We start from the raw sequence: 351 nt of genomic DNA on the forward strand, positions 1-351 counted from the left end.
GAACCGCGACCTAATCAGGGTGGAACGATTGGGATTGATGTTGGAATCAAAACGTTCTATTCTGACAGCAACGGAAATACAGTAGCGAATCCAAAATATCTGGAACGCTCGATGCGAAAACGTGTAAGGGAACAGCGCAGACTTTCCCGAAGAGAGAAAGGATCCCATAACCGGGATAAGCAGCGAATTCGAGTTGCCAAAGTACATGAAAAAGTAACGAATCAAAGAAATGATTTCCTGCAGAAACAGTCAACGATGCTGGTGTGTGAAAACCAAACCATCTGCATCGAAGACCTGCATGTAAAGGGAATGATCCGGAACCATAAACTGGCAAAGTCGATAGCCAGTGTT

The 351-nt window shown here is 44.7% G+C and carries 1 protein-coding gene; it reads left to right on the forward strand.

Annotation, left to right across the window (positions count from 1 at the left end):
* Positions 1-351: RNA-guided endonuclease TnpB family protein (locus tag DW769_RS06340; protein WP_147398852.1), on the forward strand; the 351-nt coding region annotated here is incomplete at both ends.

This window comes from Blautia sp. AM29-29 (genome assembly GCF_003480555.1).
GTDB classification, from domain to species: domain Bacteria; phylum Bacillota; class Clostridia; order Lachnospirales; family Lachnospiraceae; genus Fusicatenibacter; species Fusicatenibacter saccharivorans.